General features: G+C 38.5%; 20 protein-coding genes. 4 read left to right on the top strand and 16 right to left on the bottom strand.

Translation table 11 applies throughout. The features are described from left to right. Positions 1-196: 196 nt before the first annotated feature. The 10 genes from AC3E7H_RS02205 to AC3E7H_RS02160 form a co-directional block, all read right to left on the bottom strand. On the bottom strand, positions 197-1,522 hold the full coding sequence (locus AC3E7H_RS02205) for a GHKL domain-containing protein (RefSeq protein ID WP_490676022.1): 1,326 nt from the start codon (positions 1,520-1,522) through the stop codon (positions 197-199). Between the two features lie 10 nt (positions 1,523-1,532). Then, a complete protein-coding gene (locus tag AC3E7H_RS02200) occupies positions 1,533-2,273 on the bottom strand; it encodes a response regulator transcription factor (protein ID WP_490676021.1) in 741 nt (246 codons plus the stop codon). Positions 2,274-2,283: 10 nt separating this feature from the next. After that, a complete protein-coding gene (locus AC3E7H_RS02195) occupies positions 2,284-2,616 on the bottom strand; it encodes a LytTR family DNA-binding domain-containing protein (RefSeq protein WP_049526856.1) in 333 nt (110 codons plus the stop codon). Positions 2,617-3,079: 463 nt separating this feature from the next. Then, positions 3,080-4,414: an Nramp family divalent metal transporter gene (locus AC3E7H_RS02190; protein WP_000094598.1), complete on the bottom strand. Its 1,335-nt coding sequence runs from the start codon at positions 4,412-4,414 to the stop codon at positions 3,080-3,082. A 555-nt stretch (positions 4,415-4,969) separates the two neighbouring features. After that, positions 4,970-8,146, bottom strand: coding sequence for a carbamoyl-phosphate synthase large subunit (carB, locus tag AC3E7H_RS02185; RefSeq protein WP_075228251.1), 3,177 nt, complete (start codon positions 8,144-8,146; stop codon positions 4,970-4,972). A 448-nt stretch (positions 8,147-8,594) separates the two neighbouring features. Beyond that, a complete protein-coding gene (locus tag AC3E7H_RS02180; protein ID WP_485681209.1) occupies positions 8,595-9,674 on the bottom strand; it encodes a carbamoyl phosphate synthase small subunit in 1,080 nt (359 codons plus the stop codon). A 49-nt stretch (positions 9,675-9,723) separates the two neighbouring features. Further along, on the bottom strand, positions 9,724-10,647 hold the full coding sequence (locus AC3E7H_RS02175; protein WP_373093788.1) for an aspartate carbamoyltransferase catalytic subunit: 924 nt from the start codon (positions 10,645-10,647) through the stop codon (positions 9,724-9,726). 17 nt (positions 10,648-10,664) lie between these two features. Continuing rightward, the gene (pyrR, locus tag AC3E7H_RS02170) at positions 10,665-11,186 is read right to left on the bottom strand and encodes a bifunctional pyr operon transcriptional regulator/uracil phosphoribosyltransferase PyrR (RefSeq protein ID WP_000850020.1); all 522 of its coding nucleotides are present in this window, start codon (positions 11,184-11,186) and stop codon (positions 10,665-10,667) included. A 209-nt stretch (positions 11,187-11,395) separates the two neighbouring features. Then, entirely contained in the window at positions 11,396-12,025 is a 630-nt protein-coding gene (gene nth / locus AC3E7H_RS02165; RefSeq protein ID WP_049509065.1) for an endonuclease III, read from the bottom strand. After that, positions 12,026-12,568 (bottom strand): YceD family protein, encoded by a 543-nt coding sequence (locus AC3E7H_RS02160; protein WP_000773200.1) that lies wholly within the window; start codon positions 12,566-12,568, stop codon positions 12,026-12,028. It abuts the gene before it with no gap. 169 nt (positions 12,569-12,737) lie between these two features. Between AC3E7H_RS02160 and AC3E7H_RS02155 the strand changes: the two genes are divergently transcribed. Then, a complete protein-coding gene (locus AC3E7H_RS02155; RefSeq protein ID WP_000389563.1) occupies positions 12,738-13,067 on the top strand; it encodes a hypothetical protein in 330 nt (109 codons plus the stop codon). A gap of 346 nt (positions 13,068-13,413) precedes the next feature. Next, positions 13,414-14,973: an ATP-binding cassette domain-containing protein gene (locus AC3E7H_RS02150; protein ID WP_025171235.1), complete on the top strand. Its 1,560-nt coding sequence runs from the start codon at positions 13,414-13,416 to the stop codon at positions 14,971-14,973. Between the two features lie 44 nt (positions 14,974-15,017). On the opposite strand, the gene htpX is transcribed toward AC3E7H_RS02150, so the two are convergent. Beyond that, the gene (htpX, locus tag AC3E7H_RS02145; RefSeq protein ID WP_490676020.1) at positions 15,018-15,917 is read right to left on the bottom strand and encodes a zinc metalloprotease HtpX; all 900 of its coding nucleotides are present in this window, start codon (positions 15,915-15,917) and stop codon (positions 15,018-15,020) included. A gap of 1 nt (position 15,918) precedes the next feature. Next, positions 15,919-16,479 (bottom strand): LemA family protein, encoded by a 561-nt coding sequence (locus AC3E7H_RS02140; protein WP_490676032.1) that lies wholly within the window; start codon positions 16,477-16,479, stop codon positions 15,919-15,921. 94 nt (positions 16,480-16,573) lie between these two features. Here AC3E7H_RS02140 and rsmG point away from each other — a divergent pair, with 94 nt between their 5' ends. After that, positions 16,574-17,287 (top strand): 16S rRNA (guanine(527)-N(7))-methyltransferase RsmG, encoded by a 714-nt coding sequence (rsmG, locus tag AC3E7H_RS02135; protein WP_490676019.1) that lies wholly within the window; start codon positions 16,574-16,576, stop codon positions 17,285-17,287. 360 nt (positions 17,288-17,647) lie between these two features. Next, positions 17,648-18,931, top strand: coding sequence for a uracil-xanthine permease family protein (locus tag AC3E7H_RS02130; protein ID WP_375555178.1), 1,284 nt, complete (start codon positions 17,648-17,650; stop codon positions 18,929-18,931). A gap of 110 nt (positions 18,932-19,041) precedes the next feature. Here the strand turns inward: AC3E7H_RS02130 and AC3E7H_RS02125 are convergent, their stop codons facing one another. From AC3E7H_RS02125 to AC3E7H_RS02110, 4 genes are all read right to left on the bottom strand, one after another. Further along, positions 19,042-19,800, bottom strand: a complete 759-nt coding sequence (locus tag AC3E7H_RS02125) for a CPBP family intramembrane glutamic endopeptidase (RefSeq protein WP_490676018.1) — start codon at positions 19,798-19,800, stop codon at positions 19,042-19,044. Positions 19,801-19,916: 116 nt separating this feature from the next. Next, positions 19,917-20,828, bottom strand: a complete 912-nt coding sequence (locus tag AC3E7H_RS02120) for a DMT family transporter (RefSeq protein ID WP_000030342.1) — start codon at positions 20,826-20,828, stop codon at positions 19,917-19,919. Between the two features lie 9 nt (positions 20,829-20,837). Continuing rightward, complete coding sequence (locus AC3E7H_RS02115; protein WP_490676017.1) at positions 20,838-21,770, bottom strand: serine hydrolase domain-containing protein; 933 nt, start codon at positions 21,768-21,770, stop codon at positions 20,838-20,840. Beyond that, positions 21,767-22,492, bottom strand: a complete 726-nt coding sequence (locus AC3E7H_RS02110; protein WP_049509927.1) for a CppA N-terminal domain-containing protein — start codon at positions 22,490-22,492, stop codon at positions 21,767-21,769. The genes AC3E7H_RS02115 and AC3E7H_RS02110 overlap by 4 nt, the downstream gene beginning before the upstream one ends. Positions 22,493-22,589 lie beyond the last annotated feature (97 nt).

The raw sequence follows: 22,589 nt of genomic DNA, 5'->3' as shown, positions 1-22,589 counted from the left end.
ACAGCAAATTGCAATGAGTATAAGTTGAATCATAGTTTCATTTGACATAGTAAAACCTCTTCTTTTTTAAACTATTTTGGTGGTCTCAATTCAGAAGCTAAATAGCCACCTACGACAGCACCCTACAGCGCAAATCAAGTAAACTTGAGGCACTCCTTAAAATATTCAATAGAATATCCTAAGAGTGGTCGCTCATTTAAAGTTCTATTTCCAAAATCTGAGTAAAGACATGATTTTTACTTGTAGTTTTCAAACATACATTTGGATAAGATTTTAAAATTCTCCGAACATTGGCCAAACCTATACCCCGACCTACTCCTTTTGAAGAATTGTCACGCTTGAATATATCTCTCAATTCTATCTCTCTTTCTAAAGTAGAATTTTTAACAATCATGACTAATTTATTCCATTCTGTATCCTCAAGAAAACAAACTGCTATTCCTCCTTCTGCTGCGGACTCTATAGCATTATCTAACAAGATAGAAGTAATTGTTAAGAAGTCAATTTGTTCCATATTTTTTATAGAGAACTGTTCACTAATCTCCAGAGAAACTGGAACAGATAAGTTTTGGGCCTCCGATAACTTAGATAATAATAAACTCTTCAGCGCCAAATCCTTGATATTTCTTAGATGTGCCACATCAAAACGCTTACCTTTTAATTTTTCACCAGAATTTTTCAAAACACCATCATAGACTTGAGAAACCAGATTAATATCTTTTTGATCGATACCTATTTTTAAGCTTGACAAAATATTAGCATAATCATGTCTAAAGCTTCTAATTTCTTGATACAGCCCCTCAACTTGTTGACTATAATTACTAAGATTTTGCAGTTGAATTTCTTTTTGTAAAACGATTTTATCCTGTAATTCTTGAAGTAATTTTCTATCCAATAGATTAACAAAACAAATAAACAATAAAAAGTAAACTGCTGTCAATAATTCTTTATAATTCAACATTCTATCCCAACTTACTTTATCACTGTAGTTTATATAAGGTGGTAAGATAAAATAAGCTAGCATTAAAGTATCCGCAGTAATTAAAATAAATTTTGTCTTTCTATCCAAGTTCTTTATTTTTAAATGACTAAAATTATATCGAAAGAGACTAATAAGAAAAAACACAATAATTTCAGCTAATAAAGAGAAAATCATTGTTCCTAGATTAGTTTCATATAGTCTATATAATATTGGAATCTTAGAAATTATAAAGTAACCTAAAAAATTTCTGATGACATCCCAAAATCCGAGTGGAAATAATGAGTAAAAAAGTAATAAAGAGACCTTACTTCTTAATTTACCAATAGACAAAGTATATAGGATAAAAAAGGTAGGATAAATCAATAATGACCCAAGAAAGTAAAATCTAGTTGATTTAAATAAAACAATAAATAGTAATGTTAAAAGATGGAACAGAATAATGGACATTACTACTTTTTTCAGATTTAATCTCTCACCTACAACCTTAGTATGGATACATAACAATAGAAAAACACTTATAATATTTAGAAAAAATATCATCTAAATCTCCTTAGTCATGAAGTCTTTCGACAGCTTTCATGAGTGAACGTATTTTTAACCTAGAGACAATACAGGAAGATCCGTTCTGAAAATGAACTACCCGATTTTCTTTATCAATTAAAGATATATTATAAGGATTTACGATAAATGATCTATGACATTGAAATAAACGAGGTTCCTGTTTAAGAATATCTGACAATTGTCCATAAAATTCAACTATGTCTCGTTTGGAATAGAGAGTCAACTTATGAGCAATTGTTGATGTTTCAATATACAATAAATCTTTAAAAGGGACTTGAATTTGAGCTTTGGATCCTGTAAATATAAAAGAGTCCTCAGATACTGTTCTTCTTTGATTATCGCTAACACTTGAAATAACATTTTCAATTCGTTTGATAAATAATGGTTCAGGTAATTCTTTATCAATGAAATCAATAGCTGATACTAGGTATTCAAAAGATACAGGCATAAACTCAGAATGTGATGTTACAAAAGCAATCACTGCTTGAGAATCAAGTTTTCTAATTTCTCTAGCAACGTCTAATCCTCTTTTGTCATCATCTTTTATTTCAATATCAAGTAAAAATAATTGATGATTTCCTCTCTCTGAAATGTCCTCTAAAAGCTGTTGAGGTTTTCCATAAACCTCAAAATGCCTATACTCAACCTTATTATCCACCAAAATTTTTTTGACAATATTTTCAATTCTAGTCTGTTGTAAAAAATTATCTTCTAGTATAAAAATATTCACTACTTCACTCCTATATATTTTTCCACTGATTTTTTAATATTGTAAAGTGTCTTCTAGAACAAGCGATGTCTGATACTCTATCATCCAAAAACATAATTGTTCTTGTCTCATGATTAAATCCTGCTATTTTATCTTTATTCACAAGAAACTTTCTATGGCATCTAATAAGTTCTTCTGTACTTTCTGCTTCAATTTTAGATAGTGAGGTTGAAGCTTCAAAATTCCCTTCGGCTGTTACAAAAAGAACAGCATGAGCTTTTGTTGGGTGAGTTGTAACATAATAAATTTTAGAGAGTGGTACCTTTACGATAGCTCTATCTTGATATAAAATATAGTCTTTCATATTTAGCCTCCTTCTATAAGTTTAATCTTATCAGAATTATGGAAATTAAATTATAAAAATCTTAAATGGTTTTTATAATGTCTTGATTGGTAAAAATGTAGACTATTTTTACATTTCATGAGAAAATAAATAACTTTAATATTCCTGTAAAATACTCCCATACTTTAAGAGAAGAATACTATGAAACCAATTCAAATTTTAGTTTATATTTTATATCAATAAATTTGCCTTATTATTTTGTAAAAACAGTGAGGAAAATGAAAAATTTCCTAAGATATAAAATTACTGACAAATACAAATTCTCTACCTATATTATCATAAAATCACAATTTTTAACATTTAAAAAAAGACTTCACCCTGTACAGCACAGGACGAAATCCCTTTTGTATATTCTTTATCTAACTTTTTGAAATCCAGTGAATTCAACTCTAGGGTGATTTTTCCTACTTCATCTCAGATGCTCTTAAAAAATATCAAACAGCAGTTTCACATTGAGAACAGTTAAGATAATGGAAACAATATAACCAAGGATAGTATTCCACTTGGCATTGGTAAATTCTCCCATCAGTGATTTCTTAGAAGTTAGATAAATCAAAGGGAAGATTGAAAATGGAAGAGCGATAGAAAGAAAGACTTGTGAATAAACCAATAACTGATCCAAGGTTTTTTCTTGATGACCAAACAGAACCGCTACTATCATAACAGGCAGTAAGGCAAAGAGACGAGTCGCCAAACGAATGAACCACTGAGGCAATCGCATATGCAAGAAACCTTCCATAACGATTTGTCCAGTCAAGGTACCCGTAATTGTCGAATTTTGACCACTGGCTAATAAAGCCAAGGCAAACAAGGTTGATAAGGTTGAGCTAGCTATAGCTCCCGCAATGGTAGAATCCTGCAGGGCGTTATACATTTGAGAAAAGGCAGAAATCTCAGATGCATGTCCGAAAAAGAGGGCCGCCCCTAAGATTAAAAGAAGGGAGTTAACCACAAAGGCCAAGGATAACTGGAGATTAGAATCCCAGGTCATAAAGCGCACGGCTTTTCGAACATCATTCTTGTCCTTGTGATTGATTTTCCGAGTCTGAGACAAGGAAGAATGCAAATAAAGGTTGTGGGGCATCACTGTCGCACCCACGATCCCTAACGCCAAGGTTAATTGACTTTCATGCCCAGGCAAAGGACTCTCAAATAAGGTTGCATTTGGCAGATAACCTTCAACGATTCCTTGAAAGCTTGGATGTGACAAAGCTACTAGGTAAGTAAAGATTGCTAAGATCGTTAAAATTAGCGTGGTCACGATAGCTTCTATCTTCTTAAAGCCAAACTTCATCAGGAGCAATAAGAGAAAGACATCTAAAACCGTCAAAAGGATGGCTATCATAATCGGAATCTTAAAGAGAAGATTGAGAGCAATCGCTGAACCTAGAACTTCTGCCAGATCTGTCGCCATCAAGGCTAATTCTAAAATCACCCATAGACTATAACGAAGCCATTTAGGTGAATGATGAGCCGTTGCTTGAGCCAGGTCCATCTGGGTTACAATACCAAGCTTTCCTGCCATCTGCTGAAGTTGCATGGCAATGAGAGATGAAATCAAGATAACAAACAAGAGACTATACTTATAGGAAGCACCACCGACTACACTGGTAATCCAGTTTCCTGGATCCATATAACCAACTGCGACAAGAGCACCCGGACCTAAAAAGGCCTTTAAATTTTGCCAGAAATGATTGTTATTTGGAGTATCGATAGATTGATTAATCTCAGAGAGTGACACTTTTTTATGAGAAGACATAGATACTTACCTCTTTCTAAACCTACTTTTTCATTATTTTCTATTAGAGAAAAATAAGATTGACTTTAAACTATTAAAACAATGAAAACTATATGAAAAACATTTAGTTTTTTCATTATTTTTCTTAAGGCACCTTAATATTTTTCTTAAGGCACCTTAATTATAACACAAAAAATGAAAACTATATGAAAAACATTTAGTTTTTTCATTATTTTTCTTAAGGCACCTTAATTATAAAAAATATGATAAAAACTTAAGAAAATTCAACAAAATTTTAGGGAAAGTCAGAATAAGTCTACTCATTAACGATAATGATAAATCTATTGATAAACTTTGACATTTAATAGTGAACTGTAACTATTATTTCTAACTCGATTTCTCTATAAAAGAGTAAAAACCAGCGCCTTAAGACGCTGGACAAAAAGCTACTTATACTCAATGAAAATCAAAGAGCAAACTAGGAAACTAGCCGCAGGCTGTACTTGAGTAAGGCAAGGCGACGTTGACGCAGTTTGAATTTGATTTTCGAAGAGTATTAGATCATTTACCAAGAAACTAAATTGCTTCTGTAACGAAGCTACGGCTCTCAAGTACCTTAAGCATAGCGTCCGCTGTATCCAAAGCTGTAAAGAGAGGAACTCCGTGTTCAATAGCTGAACGGCGGATTTGTTCACCATCTTCATCAGCAGTTCGCTTGGTACCAACCGTGTTGATAATGGCTTGAATTTTCCCTTTACGAACATAGCTTGGGATATCGTGTTCATCATCACCGATCTTACCAACGAGTTGAGCCTTCAAGCCATGATTTGCAAAGAAAGCTACTGTTCCCTGAGTTGCAAGGATTCCGTAGCCAATATTTTGGAAACGACGAGCCAAATCCAAAGCTTCTTCCTTGGCATCGTCAGCGATAGTAAAGACAACATTCCCAAAGGTTGGCAAGTGAAGGTATGAAGCTTCAAAAGCCTTGTAGAGCGCTTTTTCTAGAGTCGTATCAGAACCCATAACTTCCCCTGTTGACTTCATTTCAGGACCGAGCAAGCTGTCTACTTTCGCGAGCTTAGTGAAGGAGAAGACAGGCGCCTTGATATGAACACGACTGCTTTCTGGGTAAAGTCCATCTTGGTAACCAAGTTCTTCAAGACTTTGACCAAGAATCAACTTAGTTGCAACCTGAGCCATCGGGATATTGGTTACTTTTGATAGGAATGGAACTGTACGGCTGGCACGTGGATTGACTTCAATAACGTAGACTTTTTCATCTTTGATGACAAACTGAATGTTCATCATACCGAGACAGTTAAGGCCGATTGCAAGACGTTTAGTGTAATCTGCGATCGTTTCTTGAACCTTTTGAGACAAGGTTTGTGGAGGATAAACAGCCATGGAGTCACCTGAGTGGACACCAGCACGTTCGATATGTTCCATAATACCTGGGATGAGGACATTTCGTCCGTCTGAGATGGCATCAACTTCACATTCTTGTCCAACGATATAAGAGTCGACAAGAACTGGATGGTCTGGACTTGCTTTAACGGCTGTACGCATGTAAGAACGAAGGTCTTCTTCGTTTTCTACAATTTCCATGGCACGTCCACCCAAGACATAAGAAGGACGAACGAGGACTGGGAAACCAATCTTACGAGCTGCAAGCACTGCTTCTTCTTCGTTTGTTGCAGTCTGTCCAGGAGGTTGTGGAATATCCAAGTCTTTGAGGGCTTGCTCAAAGAGGTCACGGTCTTCGGCACGGTCTAGGTCAGCAACCTGCGTACCAAGGATAGTTACACCAGCTTTTGCCAATGGTTCAGCAAGGTTGATAGCTGTTTGTCCACCAAATTGAACGATAACACCTTTTGGTTGCTCTAAGTCGATAACATTCATGACATCTTCAAATGTCAATGGCTCAAAGTAAAGTTTATCCGATACAGAGAAGTCGGTTGAAACGGTCTCTGGGTTTGAGTTCATGATGATGGCTTCGTAGCCAGCAGCTTGAATCGCCTTAACAGAGTGAACTGTTGCGTAGTCAAACTCAACCCCTTGACCAATACGGATTGGACCTGAACCTAGGACTAGTACAGATTCCTTTTTAGACTTGATGGATTCATTTTCCCAACCATAAGTTGAATAGAAATATGGAGTTTCTGATTCAAATTCTGCCGCACAAGTATCAACCATCTTGTAATCTGGGACAATCTTGTTTTCTAAACGAAGTTGGCGAACTTGATCAGCTGTAGTATTCCAGAGTTCAGCGATTTTACGATCTGAGAAACCATTCAATTTTGCTGTTTTTAGGACTGCTACATCTTGTGGATGTGCGCCCAATTCTTGCTCAATTTCAAAGATATGCAAGAGTTTATCCAGATAAAAGATATCGATTTTTGTAAGCTCAGCGATTTCCTCTGGTGTATAACCACGACGAATAGCTTCTGATACGTAAAAGAGACGGTCATCTTGAGCCTTAACAACCTTTTCAATCAAGGCATCATCTGAAACATCTGCAAGTTCAGGCATTTCATTGTGGTGAACCCCAATTTCAAGTGAGCGACAAGCTTTCAGAAGTGACTCCTCGATGTTACGACCAATGGCCATAACTTCTCCAGTTGCCTTCATCTGAGTACCAAGACGGCGTTCACCCTTTTCAAACTTGTCAAATGGGAAGCGCGGAATTTTGGCAACTACGTAGTCAAGGGCTGGCTCAAACATTGCATAAGTTGAACCTGTAACTGGGTTAATAACTTCATCCAAGGTCAACCCTACCGCAATCTTGGCAGCCAATTTGGCGATTGGGTAACCTGTTGCCTTAGAGGCAAGAGCTGAAGAACGAGATACACGAGGATTTACTTCGATGACATAGTACTTAAAGCTATGTGGATCAAGTGCTAGCTGAACATTACATCCACCTTCAATCTTGAGGGCACGAATAATGCTCAAGCTGGCATCACGAAGCATTTGATTTTCATAATCTGACATGGTTTGCGCTGGGGCAAATACGATGGAATCCCCTGTATGAATCCCGACTGGGTCAAAGTTTTCCATGTTACATACAACAAGGGCATTGTCAGCCGAGTCACGCATGACTTCGTATTCGATTTCCTTAAAACCAGCAATCGAACGCTCAATCAAACATTGAGTAACAGGTGATAGCTTCAACCCATTTTCAGCGATTTCACGCAATTCTTCCTCGTTGGCACACATACCACCACCAGTACCACCTAGGGTAAAGGCTGGACGGACGATCACTGGGTAGCCAATTGTCGCTGCAAAGGCAACGGCTTCTTCCACAGTGTTAACAATTTCAGATTCTGGAATCGGTTGATTCAATTCTTCCATCAATTGTTTAAAGAGATCGCGGTCTTCAGCTTGGTCGATGGCAGACAATTTGGTACCTAGAAGTTCTACTCCCAATTCATCAAGAATGCCATTTTTAGACAATTCCATGGCCATGTTAAGCCCTGTTTGCCCACCAAGTGTTGGAAGCAAGGCATCTGGACGTTCTTTACGGAGAATACGAGTCACAAACTCAAGTGTGATTGGCTCAATGTAAACCTTGTCTGCAATTTCCTTATCAGTCATGATAGTTGCAGGGTTTGAGTTTACTAAGACAACCTCATACCCTTCCTCTTTCAAAGACAAGCAAGCCTGAGTCCCAGCATAGTCAAACTCAGCAGCCTGACCAATAATAATCGGACCAGAACCAATCACCATAATTTTTTGAATATCAGTACGTTTAGGCATTTATAAGACATTAAGGGCGTCAAGTGGACAAAGCTAAAATAGGAGTTATGACGAAGAACTGTCAGTTCTAGGAATAACTATCTTTTTAGCAACGTCCGTAGCCCGTATTCAGTTTAGCAAATACGGACCACCCTTCTCCTTTCTATTCGTCGCCTCACAGGGCGACATTAAATAAATTCTCCGACGATTTTTTAACGAAACGATACTTTTCGGTAAAAAATCTAGTGCAGGAAGTTTTTAGTTCGCCTAATAGCGACTAAAAGAAACGACCTGCCTTTCTATTCAGCAACTCTCAGGTTGCTATTAAATAAGATACAAACGACGAATAGAAAGCGATGGAATGTTAGGAAACCAAGGAAGGATTGACAATCCGAGTTGGGGTCTCTAAATTCCGAGCTTTCCGTCCGTGTTCAGTTACATAAATTCTCCGACGATTTCACACTCGTCTTTAGTTTGCTTGTTTGAAAGCTTCCATCATCTCGATGAACTCGTCAAATAGATAACTTGCATCGTGCGGACCTGGTGCAGCATCTGGGTGGAATTGCACAGAGAAACCTGGTTGGTATCTGTGACGTACACCTTCAACTGACTTGTCATTGATTTCTTCATGAGTAATCATCAAATGGTCTGGAAAATCTTCACGACTCACTGCATATCCATGGTTTTGACTAGTAAAGTCCACGCGCCCTGTTGCAATTTCACGTACAGCGTGGTTAAATCCACGGTGACCAAATTTCATCTTATAGGTCTTGGCACCATTTGCCATTGCAAAGAGCTGGTGCCCCATACAAATACCAAAGATTGGAATTTTCCCGAGAATACCACGAATCATATCGAGTGCTTCTGGTACATCTTCTGGATTTCCCGGTCCATTTGACAACATAACTCCGTCTGGATTCAAGTGAAGGATTTCCTCTGCTGTTGTAGTATAAGGAACGACCGTTACATTACACTCTCTCTTAGACAACTCTCTTAAGATTGAATGCTTGAGACCAAAGTCTACAAGTACCACACTTAAACCTACTCCTGGAGCTGGGTAAGCAGTTTTTGTAGAAACCTGTTTGATATTATCAATTGGTAGAACAGTTGCTTGAAGCTGATCTGTGATGTGATCGATACTATCTCCAACATGTGTCAGAGTCGCTCTCATAGTTCCATGTTTGCGAATGATTTTTGTCAAAGCACGTGTATCAATACCTGAAATACCAGGGATCTTCTTAGACTTCAAAAATTCATCCAGTGTCATCTGGTTTCGCCAGTTGCTGGCTCTACGAGCTTCTTCAAATACTACTACACCTTTACAGGTTGGACTGATAGACTCGTAGTCATCACGGTTAATCCCATAATTTCCAACCAAGGGATAGGTAAAAGTTAGAATTTGCCCATTATAAGACTGATCCGTAATGGATTCTTGATAACCGGTCATCCCAGTATTAAAGACGATTTCACCAGTTACATCAATATCAGCCCCAAAGGCTTTTCCTTCAAAAATTGTTCCATCTTCTAAAACTAGAAGTCGTTTAGTCATAAATTCACCTCTCGTGGATGCTCTCAGGCATCTTTTAACGTTTTGTGTCTTATTTTGCGTTTCTGTAAGTCAATACAGATTCTAAAATTGCCATTCTGACAAAGACACCATTGGTCATTTGTTGAACAATACGTGATTTTGGTGCTTCGACCAAGTGATCAGCAATTTCAACATCGCGATTTACAGGAGCAGGATGCATCAGAATAGCTTTGTCTTTCAAGCGTTCATAACGTTCTTGAGTCAAACCATGCTGTGCATGATAGCCCTCTTTTGAAAAGACTGTTCCACTTTCATGACGCTCATGTTGAACACGGAGAAACATCATCACATCAACTTGGTCAATGATTTCATCAATGCTTACAAACTGTCCATAGTCTGCAAACTCTTGACTTCTCCATTCCTCAGGTCCAGCAAAGTAGAGTTCTGCTCCTAAGCGTTTTAAGATTTGCATATTGGATTTAGCCACACGCGAATGGTCAAGGTCACCAGCAATGGCTACCTTGAGTCCTTCGAAGTGTCCAAATTCTTCATAAATCGTCATTAAATCAAGCAAGCTCTGGCTAGGATGTTGACCCGAACCATCCCCACCATTGATAATCGAAGTCGTAATCGTCGGACTATCAATCAACTCTCTGTAGTAATCTACCTCGGGATGTCTGATGACACAGGCATCTACTCCCAAGGCTGACAAGGTCAAAATTGTATCGTAGAGTGTTTCACCCTTGTTGACTGAACTTGTTTTCACATCGAAGTCCAGTAGCTGAAGGCCCAGTTTAATCTCTGCTACTTCAAAAGATTTATGGGTACGAGTCGAACTCTCAAAGAAGAGATTAGAGACGATGTGTTGGTCCTCATAAGACGCTTTTGCTCCATTTTTAAACTCAATTCCTCGTTTAATCAATTTCATAACCTGGTCCACAGTGAGATCTTCCATGGATACCACATGTTTCAATGCTTGTTGATTTTCTGACATGGCTACTCCTTTAGCTATTAAGCTTCTTCAGTAATCAAAACTCTATCTTGACCATCAAGTTCTGTCATCTCAACGATGATTTCTTCAGAACGACTAGTTGGAATATTTTTCCCAACATAGTCTGGACGAATTGGCAATTCTCTATGCCCACGGTCAACCAGTACCGCAAGACTCACGCGCGCTGGGCGACCATGTCCGACAATGTTATCGATAGCAGCACGGATTGTACGACCTGTATAAAGTACATCATCCACCAAAATGACTTCGCGGTCTGTCACATCGACAGAAATCAATGAAGTATCTTCACCACTTTTGACATCATCGCGGAAAGGTTTTGTGTCTAATTCTACAACGGGAACAGAGATATTTTCCAATTGTTCCAAACGCTCTTGGATACGGTGAGCAATAAAGACACCACGTGTTTTTATCCCAGCCAATACAATCTTGTTTAAATCTTTATTTCGCTCGATAATCTCGTAGGTGATCCGAGTAATCGCTCGTTTGACGGTCAATTCGTCTACAACTTCTTTTGTCTTCATGACAAACCTCCAAAAAGAAAAGTCTCCTTTTTCAAGGAGACTTGAGAATGTATAACTAAGCGAGCCATACTGCAAACAGTATAGACTTACCCTTCTACTTAATCGAGCTCCTTGCCTGCCTCACGGGACAGGTTTAAAGGAATATTTTATTGTCCTTACTATATCACAAAGCCTAGTTCAAAGCAAGTAAAAACATTCAATGCTAAGCCTTATAATGAACTAAAATCGTATAACTGTGGATAGTGATCGCATTCTGGATTTTTGGGATGACAGATAGCACGACCAAAGTAAATCATAGCCTGATGGGCTGCCAACCATTCTTCTGGTGGCAAGACATCCATGACACGTTTTTCGACCTCAAGGGGTGTAGCTGATTTTTTAACGATATCGTGGTGTTTACAGATACGCTCAACATGAGTATCTACCGCAAAAGCTGGAATACCGAATCCCACGCTCAAAACTACGTTAGCTGTTTTTCGGCCAACTCCTGCCAAACTCTCTAATTCTTCCCTAGTCTGAGGGACTTGACCGTCAAAATCATCCAGTAGTTGTTGGGCACATTTTTTGAGGAATTTAGCCTTATTGCGATAAAGGCCTAGGCGAGAAATATACGAAGCAATCTCACTCTCACTTGCATCTGCCATGGTTTGTGGGGTTGGAAAAGCTGCAAAAAGGCCAGGAGTAGCCTTGTTGACTGCCGCATCTGTCGTCTGAGCAGACAACATAACAGCAACCAGAAGTTCAAAATGATTGCGAAAATCTAGACTTGGTTTTGCATCTGGAAAAAGAGCAATGATTTCCTCAATGACATGACGAGCACGTTTCTTGGATAAAACCATCTATTCGTCTCCGTCAAACAGTCCTTGCAAACCTGCAAAAGGACTATTTTCTTCTTTTTTGACTGCCTGTTGGGCTTGATACTCTTCCTCAGACATGATTTGCCAGTCATTTCCAGAAACAAATCCCTGACCAGCTTCTTCCTCAGCTGTTAGGACTTTGATAGGAATATTGAGCAAAATATTATCTGAGACACTTTCAGCCAGGTCAATTTCCCCATTTTCAATTGGTAAAACCAAGTCATCATCTAAAACTTCTTGGTCCAGTTGATTAGTAGCACCTTCCATAAAGACTTCCGTCACTGGATATGATTCATTCAATTCTACCGGCTCCATGCTACGGCTAGAGGCTAAGACGATTGTATAAGACAACTGATAATCTAGGAAAAACATAAGGTCTTCGTACTGAATTTTTCCTACAGCAACAATATCTTTTACATCTATAATTTCTTGATTACGGGCACGCAAGTCAGCTGCTAAGTCTAAAGTTTGCTCAAAGTGCAAACCTTCAGGCTGCTTACGAATTTCTTGAATATTTAATTTCATACTTCCTCCATAAAGATTTACTCACTTGATTATACCATGAAAAAAGTTCAAACAAGGTATCTAAACATTTTAAATATTTTTCACTATTTTTTGATATATTTACTATGACATTTTTTGTTTTTGGTGCTATACTATAGACATCAATACATGAGCAAAGGAGGACGCTCATATGGAAGACAAAGAACTAATCTTAGAAGCTTATCAACTCATTTCCGAGTTAAATAAAGCTTACCAAACTTGCAAACAAGGATTGCCTGATGATCTGCGCTTGCAGCAAAATATTGACGAGCTACTCAGACAACTTAAAAAGACAGAGAAACTAGATAACTCTATCTTAATTGATCTTGAGAAATTTTACCAATGTACCAGTCTCTTGATTGGACTTGGCACACTTAAGCTGAATGAGCAAACTCGCACTGCTTGGCGAAACTATGATAAGTTTCACTACGATCAAGTCAAACACGTTTTGACACTCTATGGACCTGTTTTTGGTTTCTAGAAAGACTTGAATTTCACATTTCTTTTGACAAAGTGTTCCAAAAGGTATAAAATAAACATAATAATTTTCGGAGGTAAGGGAGACATGAACAACTAAGTCTATCAAATATAGAACCTTTATTTAGTAGATCTTGTTTTTGTCTCTTTTTGTGTGCTCTTTTATGCTCTTTCTTCTGGCATTTTATACTCAATGAAAATCAAAGAGCAAACTAGGAAGCTAGCCGCAAGCTGTACTTGAGTACGGTAAGGCGACGCTGACGTGGTTTGAATTTGATTTTCGAAGAGTATTAAAAGAGTTTTTTTGACATAGACTTTGGGCTCTACTAGGTAAAGTAGAGCTTTTTGTTATGCAATATAGACATTCTAGAAAGGGCATTAATATGATAAAAATTAACCATCTAACTATCACTCAAAACAAAGATTTACGAGACCTTATTTCCGATTTAAATATGACTATCCAAGACGGAGAAAAGGTCGCTATTATTGGTGAAGAAGGAAATGGCAAATCAACCTTACTTCGAACTTTAATGGGAGAAAGATTAGCTGATTTCACTATCAGGGGAGAAATCCAGTCTGACCTTCAGTCCCTGGCCTACATTCCTCAACATCTCCCTGAAGAACTGAAGAAAAAATCTCTACAGGACTACTTCTTTTTAGAATCTACTGATTTGGACTACAGCATTCTCTATCGCTTGGCTGAGGAATTGCATTTTGATAGCGACCGTTTTGCTAGCAACCAAGAAATTGGGAATCTCTCGGGGGGAGAAGCTTTGAAAATTCAGCTCATCCATGAGTTAGCAAAACCTTTTGAGATTCTATTTTTAGATGAACCTTCAAATGACCTAGACCTTGAGACGGTTGATTGGCTAAAAGGTCAGATTCAAAAGACCAGGCAAACTGTTATTTTCATTTCCCATGATGAAGACTTCCTCTCTCAAACGACAGATACTATTGTCCACTTGCGACTGGTCAAGCATCGGAAAGAAGCCGAAACGCTAGTCGAGCATTTAGACTATGATCGCTATAGCGAGCAGAGAAAGGCTAATTTTGCCAGACAAAGCCAGCAAGCTGCTAACGATCAGAGAGCCTATGACAAAACCATGGAAAAACATCGCCGAGTTAAGCAAAATGTAGAAAATGCACTTCGAGCTACCAAAGACAGTACTGCAGGTCGCCTATTGGCTAAAAAGATGAAAAATGTTCTCTCTCAAGAAAAACGCTACGAAAAAGCAGCTCAGTCCATGACCCAAAAGCCACTTGAAGAGGAACAAATCCAACTCTTCTTTTCAGATATAGAGCCATTAGCTGCTTCAAAAGTCTTGGTTCGACTGGAAAAGGAAAATTTGTCCATTGGTGAGCGTGTTTTGGCTCAGGAGTTACAACTAACTGTCCGTGGTCAAGAAAAAATCGGCATTATCGGTCCCAATGGCGTTGGCAAATCCACTCTGTTAGCCAAGTTGCAGCAAGTACTAAGCGACAAAAGAGAGATTTCGCTTGGATTTATGCCACAAGATTACCAAGAAACATTGAATTTGGATCTATCTCCAGTAGAATTTCTTAGCCAAACTGGACACAAAGAGGAATTACAGAAAATCCAATCTCACTTAGCTAGTCTCAACTTCAGCTATCCAGAGATGCATCACCATATCCGCTCCTTATCTGGTGGTCAACAAGGTAAACTCCTTCTTTTGAATTTAGTTCTGCGAAAACCAAACTTTCTCCTTCTGGATGAACCCACACGAAATTTTTCTCCAACTTCTCAACCAGAAATCAGAAAACTCTTTGCCAATTATCCCGGTGGTCTGGTTACTGTTTCGCATGATCGACGTTTCTTAAAAGAAGTCTGTACGAATATCTATCGTTTGACAGAACATGGTTTGGAAGTCGTTGATTTACAAGATTTATAAATGTAGAAAATCTCAAAAATCCAGAGGAAAAGCTCTGGATTCTTTTACATATGTTTCAAACGCTCAATCCGTTCTGAGATTGGCGGATGGGTATAAAAGAGTTTTTGTAACCCACCTCGTTTTTGAGGATCGTTGATGTAAAGTGCACTGCTAGCATCATCTACATGATGGCTCATGGGTTTACTATTGTCCAACTTACGTAGAGCATTAATCATCCCTTGAGGATTACGAGTCAACTCTACACTGGAAGCATCTGCTAAAAATTCTCGTTGACGAGAGATGGCTAGTTGTACCAAAGTTGCTGCTAGGGGAGCCAAAACAAGTGCTAGGAGGGAAACAACTAGCATAATAATTTCAAGTCCACCACTATCACGGTCATCACTTCTACGACCACGGCCTGCACCACCCCACCACATCATGCGTCCAGCCATACTTGATAAAAGTGTAATGGCACTGGCAAGGGCAACCGCAATAGTAGAAATCCGAATATCATAGTTACGAATGTGACTGACTTCATGGCCTATAACCGCTTCTAACTCTTCACGATTCATAACCGCTAAGAGTCCTGAAGTTGCGGCTACAGCTGCATTTTGAGGATTTGAGCCTGTTGCAAAGGCATTTAAGCTGGCATCATCGATGATAAAGACACGTGGCATAGGAATTTGCGCCACCATAGCCATATCTTCAACAACATGATAAAGAGTTGGTGCGGTCTGCTCATTCACCTCACGCGCACCATTCATGCTCATGACTATCTCTGTTGATTGAAAAATCATGGACAAGGCATAGATAAAGCCGATAATCAGAGCGATAACTAAGCCACCAAGACCAGACCGCATAAAGAGGTAACCAACTGCATATCCAACCAAAGCCAAAAGTAAAAAGAATACTAGTAGTAAAATCCAAGTTCTTCGCTTATTACTCGCGATTTGATCATACAACATCCTAGTCACCGAAACCACTAAAATCGACTTTAGGTACTGCCTTTTCCTCTTCAGGAGTTTGAAGGAAATCAGCGAGTTTAAAACCAAAAAGTCCTGCAATTAGATTACTTGGGAAAGTCTCCAATTTAACATTATAGTTGCTAACAACACTATTGTAGAGTTGGCGAGAGTAAGAAATTTTATTTTCAGTATTGGTCAGCTCTTCTTGCAATTGTGCAAAGTTGCCACTCGCTTTAAGGTCTGGATAATTTTCTGCAACGGCAAAAATACCTGAAACCTGGCGTGTAAGAGCATCACTAGCCTTCATAGCTTCTGCTGGTGAAGTTGCTGCGGCTACTTGATTACGAAGTTCTGTAACTTTTTCAAGCGTTGAACCTTCATACTTTGCATATCCCTTCACGGTCTCAATCAAGTTTGGCAAGAGATCGTTACGACGTTTCAACTGAACATCAATCTGACTCCATGCCTCCTTAGTTTGCATACGATTTTTAACTAAACCGTTATAACTAACAATTACGAAAATAACAATAAGAGCAAGAACTCCAAGAATAATCCAAGTCACCATATAATTCCTTTCTTCTTTTAGATTAGTACCAGTATATCAAATTTCCATCTTTTTGTGGTAAAATAAGATGATACTAAAGAAGGAAACTACTATGAAACCAGAAACATTTTATCAACTGCTAGCTGAACAAAATATCCATCTTTCTGACCAGCAAAAAGTTCAATTTGAGCGTTATTTTGAACTCTTGGTTGAATGGAATGCAAAAATCAACCTGACTGCTATTACAGAAAAAGAAGAAGTCTATCTCAAACACTTCTATGATTCCATCGCTCCTATTACACAGGGATTGATTGAAAACCAGCCTATTAAACTCTTAGATATCGGTGCTGGAGCAGGATTTCCTAGCCTTCCTATGAAGATCCTCTATCCTCATCTAGATGTAACCATTATTGACTCTCTCAATAAACGAATCAACTTTCTGAATCTATTGGCCCAAGAACTAGGTTTAGAAAATGTTCACTTCTATCATGGACGTGCCGAAGACTTGGCCCAAGATAAGAACTTCCGTGCTCAGTTTGATATTGTTACAGCTCGTGCTGTTGCCCGTATGCAGGTCTTGTCCGAGTTGACTATCCCCTACTTAAAAGTTGGTGGAAAATTGCTTGCACTCAAGGCTAGCAATGCACCTGAGGAATTAACTGAAGCTAAAAATGCCCTCAATCTTCTCTTTAGTAAGGTTGAAGAAAACCTCAGTTACACTCTTCCTAACGGAGACCCTCGCTACATTACTATTGTTGAGAAGAAAAAGGAAACTCCAAACAAATATCCACGTAAGGCTGGGATGCCTAACAAACGTCCGCTTTAGAAAGATTAAAAAAACTGCAAACTCACACCTCGCTTTCTCATTTCAAGGCTCGGGAAAAAATGATTTACAAAATCATACCTCGCTCTCTCATTTCAAGGCTCGGAAAAAAATGATTTACAAAATCATACCTCGCTTTCCCATTTCAAGGCTCAGGAAAAAATGATTTACAAAATCATTTTTTTCTGCTATACTATCCTAAGCAAAGGTTTTTAATGTCATCCCGTGAGGTGACGAAGGCGCAGATCTATATAAAACTCTTTAAAACTTGATATAGGAGTCTTGTTTTAGAGAGGTCTTACTCTGGGAGCCTATTGCTATAAAATAATGGGCTCTTTTTTGATGCCCAAAAGTGAGGTTAATATGAAACAGGAATCAACTGTTGATTTGCTTTTAGACGTTGACCAACGTCCTTCAGCTGGAAAGGGAATTCTTCTTAGCTTCCAGCACGTATTCGCCATGTTTGGTGCAACCATCTTGGTACCTTTGATCTTGGGAATGCCTGTATCGGTTGCCCTTTTTGCATCAGGTGTAGGAACACTCATTTACATGATCTCTACTGGCTTTAAAGTTCCAGTTTATCTGGGTTCTTCTTTTGCCTTTATCACAGCTATGTCACTTGCCATGAAAGAAATGGGTGGTGATGTATCTGCTGCTCAGACAGGGGTTATCCTGACTGGTCTTGTTTATGTACTTGTTGCTGCAAGTGTTCGCTTTGCAGGTACAAAATGGATCGACAAACTCTTACCTCCAATCATTATCGGTCCTATGATCATTGTTATCGGTCTTGGACTTGCTAGTTCAGCTGTTACCAACGCTGGTCTTGTAGCTGACGGAAACTGGAAAAACGCTCTTGTAGCCGTTGTTACTTTCTTGATTGCTGCCTTTATCAATACAAAAGGAAAAGGCTTCCTACGAATCATCCCATTCCTTTTTGCCATTATCGGTGGTTACCTCTTTGCCCTAGCACTTGGATTGGTTGACTTCACTCCTGTTCTTGAAGCTAACTGGTTTGAAATCCCTGGTTTCTACCTACCATTCAATACAGGTGGTGCCTTCAAACAATACGACCTATACTTCGGTCCTGAAACAATTGCCATCCTACCAATCGCAATCGTAACCATTTCTGAACATATCGGAGACCACACCGTTCTAGGTCAAATCTGTGGACGCCAATTCTTGAAAGAACCAGGTCTTCACCGTACCCTTCTTGGTGATGGTATTGCAACATCTGTTTCTGCCTTCCTCGGTGGACCAGCAAATACAACCTACGGTGAAAATACAGGGGTTATCGGAATGACTCGTATCGCTTCTGTCTCAGTTATCCGTAACGCTGCCTTTATCGCAATTGCCCTTAGCTTCCTTGGTAAATTTACTGCTTTGATTTCAACAATTCCAAACTCTGTACTTGGTGGTATGTCTATCCTTCTATACGGGGTTATCGCAAGTAACGGTTTGAAAGTCTTGATCAAAGAACGTGTTGACTTTAGCCAAATGCGCAACCTTATCATCGCAAGTGCTATGTTGGTGCTTGGACTTGGTGGTGCTATCCTTAAACTTGGACCAGTTACCCTTTCAGGTACTGCCCTATCAGCTATGACAGGTATCATCCTAAACTTGATCTTGCCATACGAAAACAAAGACTAATCCATATAGAATCAACAAGAGGTCGGGACCAAAATCCCGACCTCTATTTTTATTCACAAGAAGACTTTGATACAGTGACTCATTGGACTGTTGTCAAAAAGTTTGATTTCTTAATTTTCCCAAGCAATCAGAAGATACAAGAGACTTGAACCAAACATATCAGCAAGAGCATGCATGAGAAAGAATGGCAGTAAATTCTTGACTACATACTTGTACAAGAAATAATAAAAGAGACCGTAACCAAGCCCAATCACCAAGGCCCAAAGTAATCCTTGATAGGTATGGAAAGAAATCCGTATAATTACCGAGTAGACTAGAGCTAACCACTTGTGCTTTTCTTTTACTGAAGTCAGTAAGCCTAGGAAGAAAAATTCTTCATAAAAACCATTTAGTAAAGCATAGCAAATCGCCATCGGCGTTAAAGCCATGAATTTTCGAATGATTTTCATAGGATCTATAAAAGGGATCAACTGAGGATTAAAATAATTGTACTCACCACTGAGGGTTGTTACAATATCACCGAATATCCCAACTACAGCAAAGATAAGGGGAACCCAAATTAAAACAGACCAGCGCCAGCGTAAAGGAAGCTGTTTAAAATCATAATTTCGAATCAAGAGATAAAGGAAAGTAATCCCTAACATCATCAATTGAAAAGTAAAATTACTAGAATAAGCTGCTCCATCACTCGCTACATTTGTCGTAGTTTCTGCGACGCTAGTAAGAGTTGAGGGCGATAAACTCTCCATAAATTGTTGAGTAGAACGAATGATAAACTCTCCAAACATTAAAACAGTGATGATGAGGATATCGAACCATTTTAAGTATCTTAAAGGTTTTGATGGATGAATACTTTGTAGCAAATTCATATTTCTTCCTTATCTTTAAATGTATGAATTGATTATAACCATTCATTCTTAAAGTTATATGAATCAACTTGCTAGAAGATTAAAAAAACAGCCTTATCAAAGACTGTTTTAATCCATTAAACAGAATGTTGCTTCTTTTCAAGCATTAAATCCTTCAATGAAATGATAGTCACAGCTAGTAAAATCATTGCCATACCAAGAAAATCTACAGGATAAAAGATATCCCCCATAATCATGAAGGCAAAAAATACTGCCGAGATAGGCTCAATCGAAGCCAAAAGGCTAGACTTGACTGGTCCTATCATACTAGCTCCCTTGAGGAAGGCTGTATAGGCAAAGACCGTTCCAATCAGAATGATACCAGCAAAAGCTAGAAAGATATCAAAAGATATGGGAATACTGGCCCCGATAAGCCCCGTAAAAGGTACTGCTAGTATACCTGAGATGGTCATTCCAACACCAATAACCAAAATGCTCCCCCATTTTTGAATCAATTTTATGGGTAAAATGATATAAAGAGCATAGGTTAGGGCCGAGAACAAACCCCAAAATAGACCAGCTGGAGTCATCGAGAGTTGATCCAATTGCCCATGGGTTGCAATGAGAAAGGTCCCACCTATAGCTAAAAACATAGAGATGATTTCTGAAAGCGTCGGAGCCACCTTATCCTTGATACAAGTGTAAGCAAGGATTCCAACTGGACAGACATACTGGAGGACTGTCGCTGTCCCAGCATTTGTCTCCTGAATAGCTGAAAGATAAGCTAATTGATTTAGAAAAAGACCAAATAAAGAAAATAGCAAGAGAGAAAACAGGCTTGATTTATCTTTTAGAAAAGCTATGAATTGCTCCTTAGATTTGATATAGGACAAAAGAACCAAAAGGAGTCCTGCAATAATCAAACGGATATTGGTTAAAACAAGAGCAGAAATTCCATGAGCCATCAAGTATTGACCGCTAGTCCCTGATAGGCCCCAGGCAATACCTGCAATCACTGTAAAAATAGTTCCTTTTAACGCTTTAGACATGAGCCCTCCCTAGTCTGCTTCACGAATCAAGTCCATGACCTGATTACGATCCAATATCCACTGAGCACGCTCATCTTTCTCATAGGTTCGGTTAGATAAAAAGATTGCCGCCTCTTGTTTCTGTCGATTCCACATGATAAAAGTTCCAGTATAACCTGTATGGTCCAACCAATCACCTTCAAGATTCCAGGCCAATGAGCGTTCTTTATCACTCAGATCCGAAAAATTCTGACTCAATCCTTCAGCAAAATCATCTTGCAAATAATGCTCTAAGAAGATTTTTAAATCCTGAACTGTTGAAAACAAGCCTGCACTACCTGCATGTTTTCCAAGCAAACGAGCCTTGGGATCATGGACCACTCCTGCTTTCTGTCCACGGACCGTTGGAACAGCACAGTTAACTGGACCAAACTGAGTTTCCTTCATCTTCCATGGATTCAACACTTGCTCTTGTAAAATCTGATCCAAGTCCTTTTCAAAATAAGATTCTAAAAGAAAACCTAGTAAGAGAAAGTGCACATCTGAGTATAGAAAGGCTCTCTTCTCTCGGCGATTCAGATGAAACATAGCTTCTCTTAACTGATCTGCTGAAAGCTGATCTCTATTAGGAATAAAAGGATCTAAATCCGTTGCATGCGTTAGGAGTTGTCGAATGGTGATGTCTGGGTAATCCGCCTCTGGAAGATAGTCTCTTATGGAGTTATCTAACTCAATCTTGCCTTCCTTCCACAAGAAGGTTAAGACCGTTCCTACTCCAACAACCTTGCTGACACTTGCCAAATCATAGACCAAGCCCTCACGAGTCTGCTCACCAGTTTCTGGATTTGCTTCTCCTAGATACCAGTCAGACCAAACGCCATCCTGATAATACGCAAAAGAGGCACCAGGATAAATCCCTGCCTCAATTTGTTGCTCTATTTTTTGAATGATTTTTTGTTTCATACTGCTTCAAACCACAATTCAATATTGTTGGTATCCTTAGTTAGGAAAAACTTCTCAGATTTTGGAATAAAGTAACCAACTTCTTCAAATCTCTGACGCAATACAGGCAAATCCAAATTCTCTACTTGAAATTTCAACATAGACAAGTCCCAAGTTACATTATTTTCAACCAGTAAATCGATCCCTTGAGATTGATTAAAAGCTAGTCGGTTTTCGATTTCTTCTTTATCAAGTAGGCTTGATGTCTTATCTGGTAAGTTAATTTCCACCGAGATTTCAAAGGCTGTCAAATATCTCAGTTTCTCATCTTTTGCAAAAGTGACTTCTTCCTCAACTTTTTTCAAATCCTTGATATCATCTTCAGCATGAATAAGAATACAATCCCCTTCTGGAGAAAGAACCTCAAAAGCATATCCCTTATTTCCTTTATAGAGTTGAGGGATTTCTTCCATTCTAGCTAGTAGTGCTTCAATCTCAGATGGCTTCTCTACCTTTACAAGTAATCTAGCTAATTTTTTAATCCCTTCAACCTTACGGCTCCTCATACTTGGTGACTCTTCTAAAACTAACTTTTCAATACCTGATTGGTCTCCTAGTGATAAGAATGCTGACTCTTCAAGCAAGGGTTTCATCCCCAAAGTCTCAATATAAAACAACTCATTTAAATTTCTATTATTTACCTTTAGCGTCGGGATCATACGCTTTATTTGATTTACAATCATAAATTCCTCCAACACTTTTTATTTTAAAGGATTTTATCTTTTTTTACAAGTTATTCAATAAAAAACTTTAACTATATTAACTCTTTAAATTAAATTC

The sequence above is a fragment of the Streptococcus sp. SCPM-O-B-15304 (M98) genome (assembly GCF_058200215.1).
The sequence above is the reverse complement of the archived record's forward strand: the minus strand, read 5'-3'. Positions and strand labels throughout refer to the sequence as shown.